The organism is Streptomyces griseofuscus, assembly GCF_014673495.1.
Taxonomy (GTDB): domain Bacteria; phylum Actinomycetota; class Actinomycetes; order Streptomycetales; family Streptomycetaceae; genus Streptomyces; species Streptomyces murinus.
In genome coordinates this window covers 3,982,002-4,000,956 of the sequence record NZ_CP051006.1, presented here as the reverse complement: position 1 = coordinate 4,000,956, position 18,955 = coordinate 3,982,002, and the positions used below count along the sequence as shown (strand labels likewise).

The 18,955-nt window shown below is 70.6% G+C and carries 18 protein-coding genes; 12 read left to right on the top strand and 6 right to left on the bottom strand.

All coding sequences use genetic code 11. The features are described 5' to 3' along the window. The first annotated feature begins 15 nt into the window (after positions 1-15). The 9 genes from panD (at position 16) to serA (ending at position 9,992) form a co-directional block, all read left to right on the top strand. Complete coding sequence (gene panD / locus HEP81_RS17805) at positions 16-384, top strand: aspartate 1-decarboxylase (RefSeq protein WP_037663093.1); 369 nt, start codon at positions 16-18, stop codon at positions 382-384. 65 nt (positions 385-449) lie between these two features. Continuing rightward, on the top strand, positions 450-1,781 hold the full coding sequence (locus tag HEP81_RS17800) for a SidA/IucD/PvdA family monooxygenase (protein WP_037663094.1): 1,332 nt from the start codon (positions 450-452) through the stop codon (positions 1,779-1,781). Further along, positions 1,778-2,863 carry an NAD(P)/FAD-dependent oxidoreductase gene (locus HEP81_RS17795; RefSeq protein WP_037663097.1) on the top strand — a complete coding sequence of 362 codons (1,086 nt, stop codon included), beginning with the start codon at positions 1,778-1,780 and terminating at the stop codon, positions 2,861-2,863. Before HEP81_RS17800 ends, HEP81_RS17795 begins: the two co-directional genes overlap by 4 nt. Beyond that, the gene (locus tag HEP81_RS17790; RefSeq protein ID WP_037663098.1) at positions 2,860-4,200 is read left to right on the top strand and encodes a hypothetical protein; all 1,341 of its coding nucleotides are present in this window, start codon (positions 2,860-2,862) and stop codon (positions 4,198-4,200) included. The genes HEP81_RS17795 and HEP81_RS17790 overlap by 4 nt, the downstream gene beginning before the upstream one ends. Positions 4,201-4,204: 4 nt before the next feature. Next, positions 4,205-5,056: a VOC family protein gene (locus HEP81_RS17785; RefSeq protein WP_051850657.1), complete on the top strand. Its 852-nt coding sequence runs from the start codon at positions 4,205-4,207 to the stop codon at positions 5,054-5,056. Beyond that, entirely contained in the window at positions 5,053-6,915 is a 1,863-nt protein-coding gene (locus tag HEP81_RS17780; protein ID WP_190276006.1) for a 2-oxoacid:acceptor oxidoreductase subunit alpha, read from the top strand. The genes HEP81_RS17785 and HEP81_RS17780 overlap by 4 nt, the downstream gene beginning before the upstream one ends. After that, positions 6,908-7,969, top strand: a complete 1,062-nt coding sequence (locus HEP81_RS17775) for a 2-oxoacid:ferredoxin oxidoreductase subunit beta (protein WP_190276005.1) — start codon at positions 6,908-6,910, stop codon at positions 7,967-7,969. The genes HEP81_RS17780 and HEP81_RS17775 overlap by 8 nt, the downstream gene beginning before the upstream one ends. A 32-nt stretch (positions 7,970-8,001) precedes the next feature. Then, complete coding sequence (gene fdxA, locus HEP81_RS17770) at positions 8,002-8,325, top strand: ferredoxin (RefSeq protein WP_037664382.1); 324 nt, start codon at positions 8,002-8,004, stop codon at positions 8,323-8,325. An 80-nt stretch (positions 8,326-8,405) separates the two neighbouring features. Then, positions 8,406-9,992: a phosphoglycerate dehydrogenase gene (gene serA, locus HEP81_RS17765; protein WP_037664384.1), complete on the top strand. Its 1,587-nt coding sequence runs from the start codon at positions 8,406-8,408 to the stop codon at positions 9,990-9,992. A 97-nt stretch (positions 9,993-10,089) separates the two neighbouring features. On the opposite strand, the gene HEP81_RS17760 is transcribed toward serA, so the two are convergent. Beyond that, the gene (locus tag HEP81_RS17760; protein ID WP_037664386.1) at positions 10,090-10,995 is read right to left on the bottom strand and encodes a LysR family transcriptional regulator; all 906 of its coding nucleotides are present in this window, start codon (positions 10,993-10,995) and stop codon (positions 10,090-10,092) included. Positions 10,996-11,087: 92 nt separating this feature from the next. Between HEP81_RS17760 and HEP81_RS17755 the strand changes: the two genes are divergently transcribed. Beyond that, the gene (locus HEP81_RS17755) at positions 11,088-12,335 is read left to right on the top strand and encodes a cytochrome P450 (RefSeq protein ID WP_037664388.1); all 1,248 of its coding nucleotides are present in this window, start codon (positions 11,088-11,090) and stop codon (positions 12,333-12,335) included. Between the two features lie 74 nt (positions 12,336-12,409). On the opposite strand, the gene HEP81_RS17750 is transcribed toward HEP81_RS17755, so the two are convergent. The 5 genes from HEP81_RS17750 to HEP81_RS17730 form a co-directional block, all read right to left on the bottom strand. Further along, positions 12,410-13,237 carry a thioesterase family protein gene (locus HEP81_RS17750; protein ID WP_051850772.1) on the bottom strand — a complete coding sequence of 276 codons (828 nt, stop codon included), beginning with the start codon at positions 13,235-13,237 and terminating at the stop codon, positions 12,410-12,412. Between the two features lie 22 nt (positions 13,238-13,259). Continuing rightward, positions 13,260-14,693, bottom strand: a complete 1,434-nt coding sequence (locus HEP81_RS17745; RefSeq protein WP_051850773.1) for an Asp-tRNA(Asn)/Glu-tRNA(Gln) amidotransferase GatCAB subunit A — start codon at positions 14,691-14,693, stop codon at positions 13,260-13,262. Further along, positions 14,680-14,892 carry a hypothetical protein gene (locus HEP81_RS17740; protein WP_154822781.1) on the bottom strand — a complete coding sequence of 71 codons (213 nt, stop codon included), beginning with the start codon at positions 14,890-14,892 and terminating at the stop codon, positions 14,680-14,682. Before HEP81_RS17740 ends, HEP81_RS17745 begins: the two co-directional genes overlap by 14 nt. 148 nt (positions 14,893-15,040) lie before the next feature. Further along, complete coding sequence (gene asnB / locus HEP81_RS17735; protein ID WP_037664390.1) at positions 15,041-16,891, bottom strand: asparagine synthase (glutamine-hydrolyzing); 1,851 nt, start codon at positions 16,889-16,891, stop codon at positions 15,041-15,043. 171 nt (positions 16,892-17,062) lie between these two features. Then, a complete protein-coding gene (locus tag HEP81_RS17730; RefSeq protein WP_243279807.1) occupies positions 17,063-18,133 on the bottom strand; it encodes an MFS transporter in 1,071 nt (356 codons plus the stop codon). On the opposite strand from HEP81_RS17730, the gene HEP81_RS42675 reads away from it, so the two are divergent. Together HEP81_RS42675 and HEP81_RS17725 are read left to right on the top strand one after the other, a co-directional pair. Then, the gene (locus HEP81_RS42675) at positions 18,081-18,254 is read left to right on the top strand and encodes a hypothetical protein (RefSeq protein ID WP_243279855.1); all 174 of its coding nucleotides are present in this window, start codon (positions 18,081-18,083) and stop codon (positions 18,252-18,254) included. The two genes, HEP81_RS17730 and HEP81_RS42675, sit on opposite strands and share 53 nt — an antisense overlap. A 391-nt stretch (positions 18,255-18,645) precedes the next feature. Continuing rightward, positions 18,646-18,894 carry a hypothetical protein gene (locus tag HEP81_RS17725; RefSeq protein WP_037664394.1) on the top strand — a complete coding sequence of 83 codons (249 nt, stop codon included), beginning with the start codon at positions 18,646-18,648 and terminating at the stop codon, positions 18,892-18,894. Positions 18,895-18,955: the final 61 nt, after the last annotated feature.

Here is an 18,955-nt window from a genome sequence, read left to right as displayed (position 1 = left end):
CCGAGGAGACCCACCATGCTGCGCACCTTCATGAACGCCAAGATCCACCGCGCCACCGTCACCGACAGCAACCTGAACTACGTCGGGTCCATCACCATCTCGCCGGAACTGCTCGACGCCGCCGGCATCGGCGTCCACGAGCTGGTGCACGTCGTCAACATCAACAACGGCGCCCGATTCGAGACGTACACCATCCTCGGCGAGCCGGCCGCCAACCAGGTCATCGTCAACGGTGCCGCCGCCCGCCTCGTGGAGACCGGCGACAAGGTCATCATCATCAGCTACGCACAGCTGACCCCGGACGAGGTCGCCGACCACAAGTCCCGCGTGGTCCACGTCGACGAGACCAACACGATCACCGAGACGGCGCTTCTCGGCGCGTGAACCCTGAGCCCGCCCGCACTGAAACAACGTTCCTGCATGCACGACAAGTCGAGGATGCGTGAACCGTGACAACCCATGAGATACACCCGGTGCTGGGAGTGGGGTTCGGGCCCGCGAACCTCTCCCTGGCGGTCGCGCTCGAAGAGCGCGGCCGCGCCGGCCTGGCCCACTTCATCGAGCGGTCCGCCGGGTTCCAGTGGCAGCAAGAACAACTCCTGCCGGGCGCCGACATCCAGAACAACCCCTTCCGCGACCTGGCCATGCAACGCAACCCGGACAGCCCGCACACCTTCGTCAAGTACCTGGCCGCACAGGGCGACTTGACGGGCTATCTGCACCTCAACGCCAAGTTCCCGCTGCGCAGGGAGTATTCGAGCTACCTCGCCTGGGTCGCCGAGGCCTTCCGCGACCAGGTGGACTACGGCCGGTCGGCCGCGCACCTCTCGCTCGTCGAGGGCGACGACGGAAGCGAGCTGTTCTGCGTCGAGACCGACGACGGCGGCCGCTACCTCGCCCGGAGCGTCTCCGTGGGCACCGGCCGGTCCCCCCGGATCCCCTACGTGTTCCAGAAGGGCCTGGGGGAGAGCGTCTTCCACTCCACCCGCTACCTCACCTCCATGGAGCACTTCAAGGACAAGCCGATCCGGGTCGCGGTCGTCGGGGCCAGCCAGAGCGCGATCGAGATCATCCTCGATCTGCTCGGCCGCCCGAACGTGCGGCAGGTGACCGCCGTCCACCGCAGCATCGGGTTCCGGCTCAAGGACACCAGCCCCTACAGCCGGCAGGTGTTCCTGCCCGAGTTCGTGGACTACTTCCACTCGCTGCCCAGCGCCAAGAAACGCCGGCTGCGCAACGAGCTGCGGTCCATAAACTACGCGGCCTGCGACCAGGACGTCATCGACCGACTGGTCGGCGTGCAGCGCGAGTACGACCTCACGGGTTCCGACCGGCTCGTGATGAAGCCCTTCCGCGAAGCCGTCATCAGCAGGCCGCAGGGCCAGGGGCACCGCATGGTCCTGCGCGACATCAACCACCTCACCGAGGAGATCCTCGACACCGACGTCGTCATCCTGGCCACCGGCTTCAGGGACTTCGGCGGCGAGCCCGGCGACGAGCCGTACCACCCGCTCCTGGAAGGCATCGCCCACCGTCTTCCGCTCGACGAGGACGGCACCCCCGTGGTCGCGCGGGACTACTCGATCGAGCTGAAGACCGAGGCCGGTACCTCGCGACCGCTCAAGGTCTACCTCAACGGGCTCTGCGAGGCGAGCCACGGCATGGGCGACGCCGGCGCACTGGCCATGCTCTCCGTACGGGCGACCGACATCGTGGACTCGATCCTGCGGCACGACACCCGCGGGCGCGAGGAGCTGCTGGCCGCCGGGACCGCGCCGTGACCCGGTCCGCCATCACCGCCGACGTCGCCGTCGTCGGCGGCGGGATCATCGGGCTGGCCACAGCCGAACGGCTGACCGTCCGCGGTCTCACCGTCGCCGTCATCGACATGGCAGGCATCGCCGGAGGCGCCACGGGCGCCTCCGGCGGGCTGGTCCGCGCCTTCGACCTCTCCCCCGCCCGCCGGCGGCACGCCACCGCCGGCCTCGACCGCTATCTCCGGCGGGGCCACCGGGGGACCTGGCCCGCGGTGTGCCGTCAGGGCAGCCTGAGCCTCGTCGCGCACAGCGATCTCCCCCGGGCCGCCGCGGCGGTCGCGGATCTCGACGCGAGCGGCCACAAGGCGGAGATCCTGACCGCGGCGGACCTCGCCACCCGCTTCCCGGCCCTGAACGTGCCCGACGAGCTGGCCGCGGTCCACGAACCGAACGCGGGCTGGCTCCCGGTCGGACCGACGGCCCACGCCATGGCGCGCGACGCGGGCCCCCGGCTCCTGCTGATCCGGGCCCGCGCCACCCATCTGCTCACCTCCGGCTCCCGCGCGACCGGCGTCCGCACCACCGTGGGACCCGTGTCCGCCCGGGCCGTCCTGCTGGCCGCGGGCGCGGGCAGCACCGCCCTGGCCGAGACCGCCGGTGTCCATCTGCCCCTGCGCACCCGAGCCGTCAGCTACTGCCTGTTCCGGATGGCCGAACCCGCCGGCCTCAGCTCCCTTCCCACCCTCGTGGACCGCACCACGGGCGCCTGGCTGCGGCCATGGGGTTCGGACGCGCTGGTGCTGGCGGGGGTCTCGTCCCGGAAGACCGACGTCCCCGAGACCGTACGGCCGGACGTGCCACCCGAGGAGCAGGAGCGCGTCCGCGCGGTGGTCCGCCACCGCTATCCGCAACTGGCCACCGCCCCGGCCGCGGGCGGTGTCACCGCGTACGACGCGATGGCACCGGAGGGCGACGGCGAGGTCTGCGCCCGGACCGGACTCGACGGCCTGGTCACCGCGACCGGCTGGAACGGCGGCGGATTCAAACTGGCCCCCGCGATCGGCGAGCTCGCCGCCGCGCGCCTTCAGGAAGAGGCTGCCCGATGACGGCCACCGTGCGCCTGAACCCCACCGACGAGATGCTCCACCGCACCGCCGACACGCTGGGCTCCACCCGTGTCGTCCAGGTGCTGTGGACCTTCGCGGACCCGGTGCCCGGCGCCGCTCTGCGAGCCGCCTGGGAGAGCCTCGACCAAGGCCGTCTGAGCCGCCGGGCCCAGCCCGCGCGGGTGCCCGGCGCACGGCGCAGCTGGGTGCGCGCCGGCAATGCGGAAGCCCTGTGCACCACGTCGGCGCCGCTGACCGACGCCACCCTGACCGACTGGATCGACACCCAGGTCAAGGCGCCCCTGGGGCCCGGGGACGCCGCCCTGTGGCGGCTGGCCGCGGCCCCGTACGGCGCAGGCACCCTCGTCTCCCTGACGGTGCCGCACTTCCGCTGCGACGGGCTCGGCATCTTCGACGCCATCGGGTCCGGCGGGCACGAGGCCCACCGCCCGCCTGCCGCTCCCCGCGTGCTCGACGACCTCGCCGACCTGGCGCGGCAGACGCTCCGGGGCGGCCTGGCCGCCGCGCACTGGCTCCCGGCGACCCTGGCGAGCCCGGCCCGGCGCGCGCGGATCAGGTCCGCGCTCCAGCCCCCGCCCCCGACGCGCCCCGCCCCCTCGGCCGAACCGCGCTTCTTCACCTCGGCGATCTTCGAGACGGACGCGGCCCTGTGGCAGCGGCAGGCGGACCGGTTCGGCGGGACGGCCAACAGCCTCTTCATCGAGATCGCCGCCAATCTCGTACGGTCGGCGGCGGCCGACGGCCCGTCCGGATCGTTCGACGTCGGCATCCCGGTGAGCCTGCGGCGATCCGTCCACGACGCACGGGCCAACGCCCTGGTCGTGGTGCCGCTGACGGTGCCGGGCGGCCCCGCCCGGCGCGGCAGCCTCCGGGGGATCCGCGGGGCGACGAAGGATCTGCTCCGGAGCACGGGAGAACACAGCGCCACCCTCGTCCCGGAACCCCTGTGGCACCTGCTCCCGGCGCGGCACGCTCATCGGCTCAAGAACCCCGGCGCACAGCAGACCACCGTCGTCGCGTCCAACTTCGGCCGAACCCCCGACGCCATCGCCCGGTTCGCCGGACGGCAGGCCGCCGGCATCGCCGTCCGCACCATGAACGTGCCCGGTGTGCTGCCGGACCGGGCCCGGCTGCGCGCCTCGCTCTGCCTGCTGCGGACCGGCGACCGGCTGACCGTGACCGTGACCGGCATCCCCGACCACTTCGGCGACGCCTCGTCCCTACGGCGCCTCGTCCACGAGGAGTTGGCGTCCTGGGGGCTCACTGTCCAGCGCTGGTGGGGCGCCCCCACGCCACATCATGTGAAGGAGCCCTGACGCGATGTCCGCCGTTCCCATGGCCGCGTTGCCGGACCGCTGGTTCCGCACCATGCCCGACTCCGCCCTGCTGGCCGGTCCGCGCCTGCTGGCCCGGTCCCTCATCGATGTCGCCGTCCTCGACGACCGCATCCGCTCCTACGAACGACTCACCGCTACCCCCGCGGACCTGCGGATGCCGATCCCCGACTTCGGCGGCCTGGAGCTCGCGGCGGTCGGGAACATGCTGCTGATCGCCAGCGCCCGGCCCTTCACCGCCATCCAGCGCCAGACGGCCTACTCCGTGATCGTGCCCTCGCTCGACGGCGCGCTGGGCCGTCTGAACCAGGTGGGTGCCACCGTCCTGGAACCCCCGGAGCGGATTCTCCCCGGCAGCCGCGCCCGCGTGCGGTTTCCCGACGGCGCGATCGCCGAACTCGTCGAGCACCGCCCCAACCCGGGCGAACAGCCGTGTCCCCCGGAACCGCGGGAGACCGGGCGTCCCGGCGTGCGGCTGCTCCTGCGCAAGGCGGTGAGCCGCAGCATGTTCGACTCCCTGCTCCGGCTCTACGAGACGGCTCTCGGCATCGCCTGCGACACCCGGCTCCGGCTGGACACCCCCGACGCCGTCGAACTGGCGACCGTCGGGAACCTGCTCCTCGTCGGCACGGACGGCCCGGAATTCACCAGCGCCCCGCATGTCCGGCTGGCGCTGGTGACCTCCGCGCCGCAGGACATCCCGGGCGCTCACCCCCGCGGCCACCGACTCGTCCAGCTCGACGACGGCTCCGTCGCCGAGGTCTGGGACAGCGCGACCGGCCTGACGTCCACGCCCGCGGCCGCCGTGCGGAGTACCGCGGGAACCGATGCCTCATGACCACCGAACACGAGGTCCGGCGTCCGGACCGGGTGATCATCCGCTTCGCGGGCGACTCCGGTGACGGTATGCAGCTCACGGGCGACCGGTTCATGGCGCAGACGGCGTCGTTCGGGAACGATCTCTCCACCCTGCCGAACTTCCCCGCCGAGATCCGGGCTCCTGCCGGGACCCTGCCGGGCGTCTCGTCCTTCCAGTTGCATTTCGCCGACCACGACATCCTCACCCCGGGCGACGCGCCGAACGTCCTCGTCGCGATGAACCCCGCCGCCCTGAAGGCCAACATCGGCGATCTGCCACGCGGCGCCGAGATCATCGTGAACACGGACGAGTTCACCAAGCGGGCCCTTCAGAAGGTGGGCTACGACGCCTCGCCGCTGGAGGACGGCTCGCTGGACGGCTACCGGGTGCATCCGGTACCCCTGACGACCCTGACGATCGAGGCGCTGAAGGGGTTCGGCCTGGCCCGCAAGGAGGCCGAGCGCAGCAAGAACATGTTCGCCCTCGGGCTGCTGTCGTGGATGTACCACCGGCCGACGGAGGGCACCGAGACCTTCCTGCGCCGGAAGTTCGCGAAGAAGCCGCAGATCGCGGCGGCGAACATCGCCGCGTTCCGGGCGGGCTGGAACTTCGGCGAGACGACCGAGGACTTCGCGGTCTCCTACGAGGTCGCCCCGGCGGCCAAGGCCTTCCCCACCGGCACCTACCGCAACATCTCCGGCAACCTCGCCCTGGCCTACGGTCTGATCAGCGCGTCCCGGCAGGCGGACCTGCCGCTGTTCCTGGGCTCGTACCCCATCACGCCGGCGTCGGACATCCTGCACGAGCTGAGCAGGCACAAGAACTTCGGGGTGCGGACCTTCCAGGCGGAGGACGAGATCGCGGGCATCGGCGCGGCGCTGGGCGCGGCCTTCGGCGGCTCGCTCGCCGTGACCACCACCTCCGGGCCCGGTGTCGCCCTCAAGAGCGAGACCGTCGGTCTGGCGGTGTCGCTGGAGCTGCCGTTGCTGGTGGTGGACATCCAGCGGGGCGGTCCGTCCACGGGTCTGCCGACCAAGACCGAGCAGGCGGACCTGCTCCAGGCGATGTACGGGCGCAACGGTGAGGCGCCGGTGCCGATCGTCGCGCCGAAGACCCCGGCGGACTGCTTCGACGCGGCCCTGGAGGCGGCACGGATCGCGCTGACGTACCGCACCCCGGTGATGCTGCTGTCGGACGGCTACCTGGCGAACGGGTCGGAGCCGTGGCGCATCCCGGACCTGGAGGAACTGCCGGACCTCAGGGTCCAGTTCGCCTCCGGCCCCAACCACACCCTGGATGACGGCACCGAGGTCTTCTGGCCGTACAAACGCGATCCGCGGACCCTGGCCCGGCCCTGGGCGGTGCCGGGCACGCCGGGTCTGGAGCACCGCATCGGTGGTATCGAGAAGCAGGACGGCACGGGCAACATCTCCTACGACCCGGCCAACCACGACTTCATGGTCCGTACCCGGCAGGCCAGGATCGACGGCATCGAGGTCCCGGACCTGGAGGTCGACGACCCGCACGGCGCCGCCATTCTGGTGCTGGGCTGGGGGTCGACGTACGGCCCGATCACCGCTGCGGTACGACGCCTGCGCGGGGCCGGTGACGCGATCGCGCAGGCTCATCTGCGTCACCTCAACCCCTTCCCGCGCAATCTCGGCGAGGTCCTCGCGCGCTACGACAAGGTCGTGGTCCCGGAGATGAACCTGGGGCAGCTGGCCACCTTGATCCGGGCGAAGTACCTGGTCGACGCCCACTCGTACAACCAGGTCAACGGCATGCCGTTCAAGGCGGAGCAGCTCGCCACGGCACTGAAGGAGGCCATCGATGACTGACATCGGCAACGGACTGCTCCAGCTGGTGCCCAGGGCCGAGGCCAGGCAGTCGATGAAGGACTTCAAGTCGGACCAGGAGGTGCGCTGGTGCCCGGGCTGCGGCGACTACGCGATCCTCGCCGCCGTCCAGGGCTTCATGCCGGAACTGGGGCTGGCCAGGGAGAACATCGTCTTCGTCTCCGGCATCGGCTGCTCCTCCCGCTTCCCGTACTACATGAACACCTACGGGATGCACTCCATCCACGGCCGCGCCCCGGCCATCGCCACCGGCCTCGCCACCAGCAGACGCGACCTCAGCGTGTGGGTCGTCACCGGTGACGGCGACGCGCTGTCCATCGGCGGCAACCACCTCATCCACGCCCTGCGCCGCAATGTGAACCTGAAGATCCTGCTGTTCAACAACCGGATCTACGGTCTGACCAAGGGCCAGTACTCGCCCACCTCCGAGGTCGGCAAGGTCACCAAGTCGACCCCGATGGGCTCGCTCGACGCGCCGTTCAACCCGGTGTCGCTGGCGATCGGCGCGGAGGCGTCCTTCGTGGCCCGGACCATCGACTCCGACCGCAAACACCTCACCGAGGTCCTGCGCGCCGCCGCCGAACACCCGGGCACCGCACTGGTGGAGATCTACCAGAACTGCAACATCTTCAACGACGGCGCCTTCGACGCCCTCAAGGACCGGCAGCAGGCCGAGGAAACCGTCATCCGGCTGGAACACGGACAACCGATCCGCTTCGGCGCCGGGCTCGGCAAGGCGGTCGTCCGCGACCCGGCCACCGGCGACCTCGCGGTCGTCACCGATACCGACGAGAACGAGTCCCGCGTCCTCGTGCACGACGCCCACGCCGCCTCGCCCGCGACGGCCTTCGCCCTCTCCCGGCTCGCCGACCCCGACACCCTCCACCGGACCCCCATCGGCGTCTTCCGGTCGGTGGAGCGCCCCGTCTACGACACGCTGATGGCCGACCAGCTCGACGTGGCCCACGAACTGCTTGGCAAGGGCGACCTGGGCGCGCTCCTCGCGGGCAACGACACCTGGACCGTGGCCGGCTGACCCCCGGCCGAACGCTGACACCGGAGACACCCATGGCATACGTCATCGCTCAACCCTGCGTGGACATCAAGGACAAGGCATGTCTGGAGGAGTGCCCGGTCGACTGCATCTACGAGGGCCCGCGCAAGCTGTACATCCAGCCGGACGAGTGCGTGGACTGCGGGGCGTGCGAGCCGGTCTGCCCCGTCGAGGCGGTCTTCTACGAGGACGATCTGCCGCAGGAGCTCAGCGCCTTCCGCACGGCGGACCGGGAGGTCTTCGACGGCCTGGGCCTTCCCGGCGGCGCGCGCGGTCATGCCCCGCTCGCCGCCGACCACGCGGTGGTGGACGCCGTTCCCGCACCGTCCACCACCTGAGCCGATCGCCGCCGGTACCGCTTTCGCCGTCCTCTTCGACCTTTCCGTCCCGCGCGCCTTTCACGGATCGAGTTCTCACCATGGCCAAGCCCGCAGTCCTCATAGCCGAAGAACTCTCGCCCGCCACGATCACCGCGCTCGGCCCGGACCTCGACGTCCGGCACTGCGACGGGACCGACCGGGCGGCGCTGCTGGCCGCCGTCGCAGACGCGGACGCGCTGCTGGTGCGCAGCGCCACCCGGGTGGACGCCCAGGTGATCGACGCCGCGCGCCGTCTCAGGGTGGTGGCACGGGCCGGCGTCGGCCTGGACAACATCGAGGTCCCGGCGGCCACCAAGGCCGGTGTCCTGGTCGTCAACGCTCCTCGGGCCAACGTGGTCAGCGCCGCCGAACTCGCCTGCGGACTGCTGCTGTCCACCGCCCGCACCATCCCGCAGGCCGATTTCTCGCTCAAGAGCGGTGCGTGGGACCGCCGAAAGCACACCGGTGTCGAACTGGCGGACAAAACCCTGGGCGTCATCGGGCTCGGCCGCATCGGCACCCTGGTGGCGCGGCGGATGTCCGCGTTCGGCATGCGGATCCTCGCCCACGACCCCTACGCCACGAAGGAGCGGTCCCTGCGCGCGGGCGCGGATCTCGTCCCGCTCGACGAACTGCTCCGGCAGGCCGACTTCATCACCGTGCACCTGCCCAGGACACCGGAGACGGCCGGCTTCGTCGGCGAGCGCGAGCTGGCCCTCGTCAAGAGCTCCGTGCGGATCGTCAACGCGTCGCGCGGCGGCATCGTGGACGAGGACGCGCTGGCCGCGGCGCTGAAGGACGGACGCGTCGCCGGAGCCGGGCTGGACGTGTTCGCGGTGGAGCCGTGCACCGCCTCCCCGCTGTTCGGACTGCACAACGTGGTGGTCACCCCGCACCTCGGTGCCTCGACCCACGAGGCGCAGGAGAGAGCCGGGACGGCCGTGGCCCACGCGGTGCGCCGGGTCCTTGAGGGGGAACTGGTGCCCGACGCGGTGAACGCCCCGGGCGGCCCCGTCGCGGACGAGGTCCGTCCCTACCTGGCGCTCGCCGACGACCTCGGCCGCCTCTTCACGGAACTCGCGGGACGCCGGACGGTCACGCGACTGGAGGTCGAGGTCCGCGGCGAGGTGACCCGCCATGACGTGACGGTGCTGCGGGCCGGCGCGCTCACAGGGGTCCTCGCCCGGCTCACTCCCCTGCCGCTCTCGCTGGTGAACGCGGCGGAGCTCGCTCGCGAGACCGGTGTCTTCGTGAGCTTCGCGACCAGTTCCGAGAGCCCCGCCCATTGCAGCGCCCTCGCGATCCGCGGCGTACTGCCCGATGGCACGCCCCTGGCCGTGGCCGGTGCGCTGTCCGGTCACAAACGCACCCACAAGCTCGTGGAGGTCGGGGAGCACGAGATCGAGCTGGGCCTGACGGGCCGCATGCTCTTCCTCTGGTACACCGACGAACCCGGGGCCATCGGCAGGGCGGGACAGATCCTCGGTGCCTCCGGCGTCAACATCGCCGATATGGCGGTCGCCCGGTCCGACGGCAGGGCGATGGCGGCGATGTCCGTCGACAGCGACGTCCCGGACTCCCTCGTGCACCGCCTCGTGGCCGCGCTCGACGAGGCGTCCGCGCGTTTTGTACGCCTGACGCCGTAGGGAACGCGCGCCGTCGCCGCCCCGCCAGAGTGCCCGTTCCACCCGTACTCCCCCGCCCCGCACCCGGAGCGGGGGAGTACGCGTGTCCGGTACTTCGCTACCGGCGCGCCGCCGAGGCGTGGCAGAACGCGGTGAAGGCGGCGGCCCGGCCCGTCAGCCGGACACCCGCCGGCCGGGCCAGCACGACATCCAGCGGTCGTACGTCGTCCTGGATCCGGCGGATCACCAGGCCACGCCCCTCGTAGCTGACGTCCGCGATGGGGCGCTGGATGAGCAGTGAGTAGCCGACACCCCGGGCGACCAGGCTCCGCACCATTTCGAAGCTCTCCGTGCGGTGCCGGATGCGGGGGGACACCCCGGCGCTGCTCAGCACTTCATTGAAGTAGCGCAGGCTGGGCGGGACATCGAGCGCGATCATGTCGTGGTCGGCGAGGTCGGCCAGCCGGATCTCCCCCTTCGCCGCCAGTGGATGAGCGGCCGGCAGCAGGACGTACGGCGTGGTCGGGTAGAGCGTGTCGTAGTCGATGCCGGCCTGAATGTCGACGCCGTAGAGAACGGCCACCTCGCATTCCCCTTCCAGCAGGCGCTGCTGGAGATCGGTGAGGGAGCCTTCCACGAAATCCAGGGTCACCCGGGGGTGGCTGGCCTGGAACTCCTCCAGGACCCGGGGCAGCAGGAACGGGGCAATGGTGGTGAAGCAGCCGATCACCAGACTGCCGGACGGGGCGTGGCCCAAGTCCCGCATTCCCGCCTGAAGTTCGTCGGCCCGGGCCAGCAGGGCCCGGGCGTCCGGCAGGAGGCGCCGGCCGGCGTCGGTGAGTGTGAGCCCTTTCGCCTTGGAACGAAGGAGCAGTTGCACACCGATCTGGCGTTCCAGCTGGGCGATCGCGACCGACACCGCCCCTTGCGACACGAACAGTTGACGCGCCGCTCCCGTCATGGTTCCGGCCTCGGCACAGGCCACGAAGGCGTGCAGCCGGCGCAGACTGATCCGCTCAGTCATTAGGGAATCCCATAACACGCTTCATGATTCTTCCGTTTTCAATTCGACGGTCATGGCGGAGACTTGTAGAACCAAGTCGAGGAGGTTGGGCAATGACGCCGATGGATGCGACTACGGGATGCCCGGTGCATCACGGTTTCGACCCGCTTGGCGACGAATACATAGCCGACCCGTATCCGATACATTCCGCGGTCAGGGAGGAGGCTCCGGCGTTCTACGCGGCGGCCATCGATATGTGGGTGATAACCCGGTACGACGACATCGAGGCTGTTCTCAAGGACCCGGGAACGTTTTCCGCGGCGGTCGGACAGAAGCCGGTCTTCCCCATGTCGGCGGAGGCGCAGGATATTCTGAAGAAAGGGTTCCGCGCCTATCCGGTGATGTCGGACTGCGACCCGCCCCGGCACACCCGCATTCGAAAGCACAACATGACGGGCTTCTCACCGCGGCGGATCGCCGCGCTGGAGCCGAAAGTCTGGGCCAAGGCCACGGAACTCGTGGACGCCATCAAGCCCGGACAGGTGGACCTGGTGAGCGCGCTGACCTACCCGCTGCCCGCGTACATGATCTTCACGTTCATCGGATTCCCGGACGAGGACATGGACATGCTGAAGAGCTGGTGCGGCAACCGCATCGCGTTCAGCTGGGGCCGTCCGAGCGGCGACGAGCAGCGCGAGATCGCCACGAACATGACGCACTACTGGGAGTACTGCGAGAACTTCGTGGCCGAGCGGGCCGCGCGTCCGGTGGACGACTTCACCAGCGATCTGATCCGGATCCGCGAGGAGAACCCCGAGGCGCTGTCGCTCGAAGACATCACCAACGTCGCCTACGGGCTCAGCTTCGCCGGCCATGAGACCACGACCAGCTTCACCGGCAACGCGATCCGCCAGCTGCTGGCCAACCCCGAGCAGTGGGCCGCGATCTGCTCCGACCGCGGACTCATCTCCAAGGCGGTCGAAGAGCTGCTGCGCTACGACAGCAGCATCCCCGCCTGGCGGCGCGTCACCACCCGGGCGGTGGACGTCGGCGGGGTCGAGATCCCCGCCGAGGCCAAGGTCCTCATCCTGCTCGGCGCGGCCAACCGGGACCCGAAGCACTTCGAGGACCCGGAGACCTTCGACATCCGTCGGGGCGACTCCCGTCGCCACCTCGCCTTCGGCAAGGGCATCCACTACTGCATCGGGGCGCCGCTGGCGCGGATGGAAGCCCGGATCGCCCTCGATCTGCTGGCGCAGCGGGCGCCGGAGATGCGGCTGACGCAGGACCAGGACTTCGACTTCCCCGCCAACGTCTCCTTCCGCGGCCCGCGGAGCCTGCTCGTCGAATGGCCCGGCTGACCCCTCGGGCCCGGACGGCACTCGGCGGGGCGCGCGCCGCGCTCCGCCGTGGGGCGGCCTCCCGGCGCGGCCGGTCACGGCCGGTCGCGCCGTTCGGTGACCAGCAGGGTCTGCAACACCCGGCCGCAGCCCCCCAGTTCGTCGTCGAGCTGCCCGAGGGCCAGCCCCGAACCGTCGGGGCTGGCCTCGGTGTGCGAGCGCAGGCACAGCCATTGCCCGACGGGATCGCGGTGCAGGGCGAGGGTCACATCGGTGTTGATGACGAGATTCGTGTGGTGGTCCAGCTCGAAGCCGACGGCCCAGCTGCTGTCGGCCACCGTGAGCGCCCTGGTCAGCGGAGAGTCCGGGGCACCGGCCACCAGGGGGATCCGCTGGCGGGCCCAGGCGGTGCCAGGACCGAGCGAGTCGAAGCCCCGGCCGTCCTCGAACCGCCACTCCATCGCCGCGATGTAGCCGTCCAGATGGGCGTCCGCCATGGTGTGCGGGGGCTGCGGTCCGGGCAGGGCCGGGGCGGACGGGACGGGCCCCAGCGACGGCGTGTACGGCGGGCTGGCGACCAGCCTGAAGGCCCGGGCCAGCAGCACCGTCTCGCCGCCCGCCGTGATCTCCCCCTCAAGGACCTCGACGCTGCCGCCGGACCTGACCGTGCGCACCGTGACCGTCAGGTCCCCGACCGGCACCGGCCGCAACAGCTCCACGGTCATGCGGGCGATCCTCATGCCCGGCCGGGGATCGTGCCGCTCCATCGCGTGCCCCACCAGGGCCGAAGGGGGGCCGGCGTGCTGCGACTTCGCGCTCCACGGGCCCGCGGTGGCCGGGGTGCTCTCGTACCGGCCGCCCCCCAGCTCGTGGTAGAAGGCCTCGGGGAGCACCTCGGGGGACGGAACGAACTCAGGGTTCACGAGTAAGCCTCCGGGTCCTGCCTCAGGAGTCTGAGGATTCGTGGATGGCGACCGTCCGGGGCACATCGGCAGGTCCGCCAGTGTCCGTGCGCTGTTCCTCGATGACTGTTCCCACCCGGAAGAGGACGGACTCCGAGAAGGGCGCGGCGATCAACTGGGCACCGATGGGTAGCCCGGCGGAGTCCGTGCCGACCGGCAGGGACAGCGCGGGGAATCCGGTGATGTTGGCGGGGGAGGAGAGCCTGACGTAGGCGTCGGTGACCGTCTCGGTCACGCCGTCCGGCCAGCGCACGGTCTCCTGACCGCGCCGTGCCGCCGTGATGGGGGAGGTGGGGGCGATCAGCACGTCGACGCCGCCGAAGAGCCGGATCCAGGCGTCGCTGATGAGGGAGCGGGTGCGCTGGGCGCGCAGATAGTCCAGGGCGGACACATGGCTTCCCGCCTCCAGGAGCAGCCGGATGTCCGGGCCGTAGAGGTGGGGCGCCGCGCGCAGGGTCTCCTCGTGGACCGCCGACGCCTCGGGGGCCATCAGGCCCCACTGTGTGGCCTCCATGTGCTCGACCAGCGGCAGCTTCACGGGCGTCACCGCGGCACCGAGCTCCCGCAGCAGCTCGACCGTTTCCCGGACGGCTGCCTCCACCTGCGGATCGACACGGTCGAAGTAGTAGGTGTCGGGCACGCCGACGCGCAGCCCCCGCAGCCCCCGCGGGCCCGCCGGGTATGCCGCGGGCGCGTGGGCCGGAGCGGCGGCGCTGGCGGGGTCGGCCGGGTCGTGGCCGGCCAGCGCGCTCAGGACGGTCGCGGTGTCGCGGACGGTCCTGGCGATGGGGCCGACGTGGTCCAGGGACCACGCGAGGGGCGCCACCCCGTGCCGGGAGACCAGGCCGTACGTGGGCTTCAGGCCGACCATGCCGTTGAGCGCCGCCGGGATGCGGATCGAGCCTCCGGTGTCGGTACCCAGCGCGAACAGCGCCGACCCGGCCGCCACCGCGACCGCCGAACCGCCGCTCGACCCTCCGGCGATGGCATCCGCGTGCCAAGGATTGGCTGTCTGCGGAGTGAGCAGTCCATAGGCGAACTCGTGGGTGTGGGTCTTGCCGATCAGGATCGCGCCGGCGGCCGCCAGCCGCGTGGCCACCGTGCTGTCCCCGTCGGGCATACGGTCCGCCCAGACCCGGGAACTGGCCGTGGTGGGGATCCCGGAGACGTCGAACAGATCCTTGAGGCCGTACGGGATGCCGTGCAGCGGCCCGCGGTGGAGGCCGTCGCGGATCTCCTTCTCGGCCCGCCGCGCGTCCTGGCGCGCGCGGTCCGCCACGACGGTGACGTACGCGTGGAGCCGCCGCTCGACAGCGTCGCACCGGTCCAGCACCGAGTCGACGAGTTCGACGGGGGACAGGGTGCGTGCCGCGATGGCCGCCGCCGCGTGCTCGATGGTGAGTTCAAAGGGCTGCATCGAGGGGCCCCGGGGTGGTGGGAGCGGGGCCGGCCGGGGCCCGGAAGACGGGAGCCGGGGTGACACCGTCCAGGTCCAGGACCCGCAGCCGGCCGATGAGACGGCCCAGCCGGGCGGCCAGTTCGGCCACTTCGCCGGGCCGGTCGTCCGGCGGCGGAGCCGATCGCGCGGACGGGGGGTACGGTCTCGCAGCGGCCATCGTGGAATGCCTTCCGGGTGATCGGAGCCGGATACCGCGTTGTTCGCTCACGTGAAGAGACCCGGTGGCCCCGACGGGGGATTCAGAGGCCACCGGGAGAGTGGGTGCCGTGCGGTCGGCGGACCGCAGGGCTACGCGGAATCCGCGCTCACAGGTCGACCGTGACGCCGTAGGTTTCCAGCCAGGCGTTGAGCCAGAGCGGAACCTCCAGGTCGATCCGGGTGATCTGGGTGCTGGCGGTGCTGATGCTGCCGTCGAGGCGGCCGCGGACCCGCTCCTTGTCGAGGAGCGGCAGGATGGGGGCGTCGCCGCCGCCGAGCACCTCCGCGAGCCGGTCGCGGAGCTTCTTCTCGTACCCGGAGTCCTGCGTGCTCGGGTACGGCGCCTTCACCCGCTGCACGATCGACTCGGGCAGGACGTCGCGGGTGGCCGCGCGCAGCAGGCTCTTCTCCCGCCCGTCGAAGGTCTTCATGGCCCACGGGGCGTTGAACACGTACTCCACGAGCCGGTGGTCGCAGAACGGTACGCGGACCTCCAGCCCGACTGCCATGCTCATACGGTCCTTGCGGTCGAGGAGGGTGTTGAGGAAGCGCGTCAGGTTGAGGTAACTGATCTCCCGCATCCGCTTCTCCAGGCCCGTCTCGCCCGGCAGGACCGGCACTTCGGCGATGGCGTCGCCGTAGCTCGACCGCCGGTAGCCGGGGATGTCGAGCGTGCTGAGCAGCCCCCCGTCGAACAGCGGTGTCCCGTCGTAGAAGGGTCCCGGCGTCGTGGTCAGCCAGGGGAACGTCTCGGCCGTGAGGACCTCGGGGTCGTGGAACCAGCTGTACCCGCCGAAGAGTTCGTCGGCCGATTCACCGGACAGGGCCACGGTGGACCGCTCCCGTACCGCCTTGAAGAGGAGGTACAGGGAGGGCCACAGGTCGCCGTACCACATGGGCGGCAGGTCGGTGGCGGCGAGGACCGCGGCCCGGACGTCGGGGTCGCTCAGGTTGTCGCTGTTGAGCAGGATCTCCTTGTGCTCCGCCGCCACGTGCTGGGCCAGGTCGCGGACGAACGGGGCGTCCGGGGTGCTCCGCAGCGGGTCCGGGACGAAGTTCTCCGCGGCGCCGACGAAGTCGACCGAGAACGACCGCACCGGCCCGGCCCCCTCGGCGGCCAGCGCCTTGGCCGCCAGGGCGGTGACGGCGGAGGAGTCCAGCCCGCCGGACAGCAGGCTGCACAGCGGTACGTCGGAGATGAGCTGCCGGCTGACGGTGTCCTCGAGGAGCCCCCGGACCGTGTCGATGGTCGTCTCGAGGGAATCCGTGTGCTCTCTGGCCTCAAGTGCCCAGTAGCGGCGCTTGACGAGCCCCTGGCGGCGGACGCGGACCGTGTGTCCCGGCCGGATCTCGTGCATGCCGGTGAAGATGGCGTGCTCGGGGGTCTTCACCATGTCGAGCAGTTCGCGCAGGCCGTTCGTGTTCACCCGGCGCGGGATCTCCGGGTTGGCGAGGATGACCTTGGGCTCCGAGCCGAACAGGACGCCGTCCGCGGTGGGGTAGTAGTACAGCGGCTTGACGCCCATCCGGTCACGCACCAGGAGCAGTTCCTGGGTCCGGACGTCCCAGATGCCGAAGGCGAACATGCCGTTGAGCTTGTCGACGACGCCCTCGCCCCACTCCAGGTACCCCTGGAGCACCACCTCGGTGTCGCTCTCGGTACGGAAGCGGTGTCCGCGGGAGATCAGATCCGCCCTCAGCTCGCGGTAGTTGTAGATCTCGCCGCTGAAGGTCAGCACCGCCAACGTACGCCCGTCCTGCTCGGCGGCCATCGGCTGACGCCCGCCCTCCAGGTCGATGACGGAGAGCCGGCGATGCCCGATGGCGGCGTGCCGGTCGATCCACACACCTTCGGCGTCAGGACCGCGGCACGCCATCGTCTGCGTCATGGCGTCGACGATGGCGCGCTCCTGGGTGAGGTCGCGCCCGTAATCTATCCAGCCCGCAATGCCGCACATAAGCGACGGTCTCCTTAGATAGGCGGTGGTGAGCACCTGGCTCATCGAGGTGGTCCGAGAGAGGGACGGGGAGGCGCCGCCCGCCCGGCCGCCGGGGCGGGGCGACCGGACGAGCGGGTGAACGCTGTGGGGCGGATGCCGGGCAGGCCGGCCGGACTCGGCGCGGTGCGGCTACGAGGCCTTGGGCCACGTGTACTTCCCTGCCCGGTGGGCCCAGGCCACGAGCACCATCAGGACGGCGGCCAGGCCGCCCAGCGTCATGACGGTCGAGGGTGAGGAACGGTCCAGGACAGCCCCACCGACCAGGGCTCCGATGGAGATGGTGGCCTGGAAGGAGGCGGTGAAGAGGACGGAGGACGCCTCCGGGGAGTCGGGCGCGGCCTTGGAGAACCAGGTCTGGGAGCAGACCGGCACGGCTCCGTAGGCGGCGCCCCAGACGATCAGCAGGGCCACCGCTCCCGCGTCCGACGTGCCGAGGACGGGCAGGAGCAGGGTCGCGGCGGCGATCAGCGCGGCGGCCGCGGCGAAGGTGGCCCGCGGATAGCGCCCCACCGTGGAACCGCCGAAGAAGTTGCCGGCGATGCCGGCCGCTCCGTAGATGAGCAGGTAGACCGTGATGAGCCCCGAGCCCGCGTGGGTCACCTGCTCCAGGAACGGTGTGACGTAGGTGTACGTGCCGAAGTGGGCGAGCACGACCAGGAAGGTCATGACCAGGGCGAAGCGGGTGTTGACACTGCGGAGCATGCCGCCGAGTACGTCGAGGCGGGTCGCCTGGTCGGCGGGGAGCGGCGGGACCACCACCAGCAGCAGGGCGAGGACGGCCAGCGTGAAGCCGCCCATGGCGAGGAAAGCGATCCGCCAGCCCGCGACATCACCGATGAACGTGCCCAGCGGTACCCCGAGTACCGAGCCGAGCGGCACCGCGGAGAAGATCACCGAGGTCGCGCGGCCCACGGACTTGGCAGGCACCAGCTGCCCGGCCAGGCCGGCTCCGATGGACCAGAAGCCGCCGATGGTAACCCCCACCATGACGCGGGAGACCAGGACCAGCCAATAGTTCGGCGCGACGGCGGCCAGGAAGTTGGCCAGCGCCAACAGGAGGATGAACACACCCAGCATGACCCGTCGGTCGATCCGCCCCGTGGTCACCGTGACCAGCGGGGCCGAAATCGCGGCCAGGAACCCGGGCATGGTCATCATGAGACCAGCCATTCCGTCCGAGATGGTGAAGCTCGATCCGATCGAGGTGAGCAGGCCGATCGGCAGGATTTCGGTGGTGACGATGGCGAAGATCCCCAGCATCACGGAAATGACGGCCAGCCAGGAAATCAAGGGCGAACGGCCTGATGGTGCGGGGGATTGAACAGAAGGGGTGGTTGTTGTGGACATGAATTCCGTCCTGAGTTGGGCTGCACATGCGGAGTGTGTCCACCAGTCCAGCAGGAACAGGCGTCATCCTCTGGCAGGTTCTCGACATCAACAACAGCCCCGCCGTCACCCGGACGTGGCAGAGGCCCGTCCATGCGGTCGCCCGGCGCCGCGTGCGCGCAGGTCAGCTGGGGTGCCCTGGGGGCTGTGGAGCGCCGTGGAGCCTCCTCGGTCCGCGACGACTTAGCCGAGTCGCACATCTGTCCGTACCAGAGAGAGGTTTCCCCATATCTGGAGGGTTGACGTCGCAAACCCGCTAGACAGTGGCCTCTCCCGCTGTTTCTCTGGGTGCCCTGGTGAGACGCGCCACTGAATGGGGAAGAACAATGTTCGAGTCCGATGAGACGGTGCGCAGGAAAGTGCGGGAGCGGGCTGCGGGGCTCAGTCGCGAGGAAGTCGAGGCGCAGAAAGAAGAGGCACTTCGCACGTGTGACAAAAGCGTGCCGGCTTACTGCGTCGAGCTGTCCATGCAACGGGAATGGCTGGAGCAGAATGCCCTTGAATGGCAGCGCGTCCTCGACGAGATGACCGCACGGGAGCTGAGCGTCTACCGTCCGGTGGACGAGAACGTGTGACAAGGCGTCATCGCCAGGCGTCCTGGGCCGTGCCGGCCGAGCTGTCCGGCGGCCCACGCTC

What these genes read in the sequence shown, in the direction of transcription:
- asnB (WP_037664390.1), bottom strand. Translation starts at nt 16,891, where the DNA reads ATGTGCGGCATTGCGGGCTGGATAGATTACGGGCGCGACCTCACCCAG.
- HEP81_RS17775 (WP_190276005.1), top strand. Translation starts at nt 6,908, where the DNA reads ATGACTGACATCGGCAACGGACTGCTCCAGCTGGTGCCCAGGGCCGAG.
- serA (WP_037664384.1), top strand. Translation starts at nt 8,406, where the DNA reads ATGGCCAAGCCCGCAGTCCTCATAGCCGAAGAACTCTCGCCCGCCACG.
- HEP81_RS17745 (WP_051850773.1), bottom strand. Translation starts at nt 14,693, where the DNA reads ATGCAGCCCTTTGAACTCACCATCGAGCACGCGGCGGCGGCCATCGCG.
- HEP81_RS42675 (WP_243279855.1), top strand. Translation starts at nt 18,081, where the DNA reads ATGGTCATCATGAGACCAGCCATTCCGTCCGAGATGGTGAAGCTCGAT.
- HEP81_RS17740 (WP_154822781.1), bottom strand. Translation starts at nt 14,892, where the DNA reads ATGGCCGCTGCGAGACCGTACCCCCCGTCCGCGCGATCGGCTCCGCCG.
- HEP81_RS17760 (WP_037664386.1), bottom strand. Translation starts at nt 10,995, where the DNA reads ATGACTGAGCGGATCAGTCTGCGCCGGCTGCACGCCTTCGTGGCCTGT.
- HEP81_RS17755 (WP_037664388.1), top strand. Translation starts at nt 11,088, where the DNA reads ATGACGCCGATGGATGCGACTACGGGATGCCCGGTGCATCACGGTTTC.
- panD (WP_037663093.1), top strand. Translation starts at nt 16, where the DNA reads ATGCTGCGCACCTTCATGAACGCCAAGATCCACCGCGCCACCGTCACC.
- HEP81_RS17725 (WP_037664394.1), top strand. Translation starts at nt 18,646, where the DNA reads ATGTTCGAGTCCGATGAGACGGTGCGCAGGAAAGTGCGGGAGCGGGCT.
- fdxA (WP_037664382.1), top strand. Translation starts at nt 8,002, where the DNA reads ATGGCATACGTCATCGCTCAACCCTGCGTGGACATCAAGGACAAGGCA.
- HEP81_RS17780 (WP_190276006.1), top strand. Translation starts at nt 5,053, where the DNA reads ATGACCACCGAACACGAGGTCCGGCGTCCGGACCGGGTGATCATCCGC.
- HEP81_RS17790 (WP_037663098.1), top strand. Translation starts at nt 2,860, where the DNA reads ATGACGGCCACCGTGCGCCTGAACCCCACCGACGAGATGCTCCACCGC.
- HEP81_RS17785 (WP_051850657.1), top strand. Translation starts at nt 4,205, where the DNA reads ATGTCCGCCGTTCCCATGGCCGCGTTGCCGGACCGCTGGTTCCGCACC.